Raw genomic sequence first — 2,224 nt, 5'->3', positions numbered from 1 at the left:
CGTCTGACATTCCCACGGATTTTCTGCACAAGGTCAAAGGTCTGCTGGTCAATGATAGCTTCATGGGTATTCTCGAAAATTGTCCATTCGTCCTCCGGGACATAATGGCTTTTCTTGTCCTTGAAGTGCTTTCGGGTCTTGAAGTTGATGGTGTGTCCCAGATATTCACGCTTTTCAAGAATGTTGCAGATGGTGGAAGAACCCCAGCCGTACACATCTTTGAAGGTCTTATTTTTGTTCACGCCCTCGCCGTGCCGGGCAAGGTAAGCGGACGGAATGAGGACTTTTTCTTCTTTCAGCTTGCTGGCGATCTGATACGGACCGTAGCCGTCAATCGTCATGGCAAAGATGCGCTTGACCACCTCGGCGGCTTCGGGGTCAACCAACCATTGGTCTCTGGCTTCGTTCCAAAGATAGCCGTAAATGACCGTGCCTGTGAGGTGCTTGCCGGACTTGCCTTTGGACTGGAAAGTGGAACGGATTTTACGGCTGGTGTCTCTGGCGTAGTATTCGTTCATGATATTCAGAAATGGTGTAAAATCATTATCTGCCGGATTGGCACTGTCAACTCCGTTATTTACTGCAATAAAACGGACATTTTTCTTAGGAAACATCATTTCAGTATAGAAACCTACTTGCAGATAGTTTCTGCCAAATCGGAACATATCTTTGACGATCACTGTTCCCACTCTTCCGGCTTCAATCTCTGTCAGCAAAGAATTGAATGCCGGTCTGTTGAAGTTCGTTCCTGAATATCCATCATCACTGAAATGCTGAATATCACCAAAGCCATGTTGCACTGCATAATCTTCCAGATACTTCTTCTGGTTTGTTATGGAGTTGGATTCACCCTGCATCTCATCATCACGGGACAGACGCTCGTAAAGTGCTGTTATTCTATTATCTTTAGCCATTTTCTCAGCTTTCGTAAATAAATAAGCGGTGCGGTTAGAGTTATCTAACCACACCGCCCATAATACTGTATTTTCCGAAAGGAAACCACTCCAAGAAGTCAAAACCTATCCAAAAAGCCAATTACTTTTTAGCGTTGCGATACTCTCTCGGAGACATCCCAATAATAGACCTGAAAGCAGATGAAAATTTATTTGGATTTGAATAACCTATTTTTCCTGCAATTTCAGATATAGATAATTGAGTTGTAAGTAATAGCTGTGCCGCCATTTGAATTTTGTATTCCTTTTGAAAACCTATACCGATGCGCGCATCCGAAAAATTTCCAAGGAGCGCATTCAAGCGGAACTGGACAAGAGAAATATTATTATCGTGGCAGGTTTTCAGGGGATCAATTCCTTTGGCGATGTAACCACATTGGGCCGCGGCGGCTCGGATACCAGTGCGGTAGCGCTGGCTGCGGCGTTCCATGCAGATCTTTGCCAGATCTATACGGATGTGGACGGCGTTTATACTGCCGATCCCCGCGTGGTGCCCAATGCGAAAAAATTGCCGGAAATTACCTTTGCGGATATGTTGGAGCTGGCTTCGCAGAGTGCTCAGGTGCTGCATAACCGCAGCGTGGAACTGGCGAAAAAGTACCATGTCAATATGGAAGTGGTTTCCAGTCTAAAAAATATACCCGGCACAAAAGTCAAGGAGGTAATAAAATTGGAAAAGACGAATATCGGCGGCGTTGCCAAGATGGATAATTTTGCGAGATTCTCTCTGGTGGGTCTGGAAGATTGCCCCGGTGTTGCTTTTAAGGTGTTTTCGCTGCTGAGCCGTCACAATGTAAATGTGGATATTATTTTGCAGTCTGTGGGCCGCGGCGGCAGTAAGGACATCAGCTTTACCTGCCCGCTGAGCAGCCTGGACGATGCCCGCCGGGTGCTGGAAGAGAACAAGGATATGCTCGAATATGACAGCATTGAGGTGGACGATAATGTGGCCAAGATCAGCCTGGTGGGCGCCGGTATGATGACGCATGTGGGCGTGGCCTCCGATATGTTCGAGGCGCTGTATGATGCAGGTATCAATATCCAGATGATTGCTACATCCGAGATTCGTATTTCGGTATTGGTGAACAAGGACGATGCAAACCGCGCCATCAAAGTGGTGCACGATAAGTTCTCCGGCAACGAGGACTGACCGATCGGTCTTTCCTTTTTTGAAGCAGCGTGTTATACTATGGAAAATAGTGTAACGCGCTGCTTTTTTCAGCAGACGGAAGGAGTTGGAAACGATGATTTATCACTGCGAGGATCGCACT

At 46.6% G+C, this 2,224-nt stretch carries 2 protein-coding genes; one reads left to right on the top strand and one right to left on the bottom strand.

Features of this window, described 5'->3' with window-relative positions; translation table 11 throughout:
• Window positions 1-914, bottom strand: a 914-nt coding sequence (locus tag GPK83_RS16710) for a recombinase family protein (protein WP_215705346.1), incomplete at its 3' end; no start/stop codon positions are given.
• Between the two features lie 286 nt (window positions 915-1,200).
• On the opposite strand from GPK83_RS16710, the gene GPK83_RS16705 reads away from it, so the two are divergent.
• Window positions 1,201-2,103 (top strand): aspartate kinase, encoded by a 903-nt coding sequence (locus GPK83_RS16705; protein WP_345941842.1) that lies wholly within the window; start codon window positions 1,201-1,203, stop codon window positions 2,101-2,103.
• Window positions 2,104-2,224: the final 121 nt, after the last annotated feature.

It is taken from the genome of Clostridium sp. MCC328, from assembly GCF_018785465.1.
In the GTDB taxonomy this organism is placed as follows: Bacteria; Bacillota; Clostridia; order Lachnospirales; family Lachnospiraceae; genus Pilosibacter; species Pilosibacter fragilis.
Note: the sequence above shows the minus strand (reverse complement) of the source record. Positions and strands in the feature narration are given on the sequence as shown.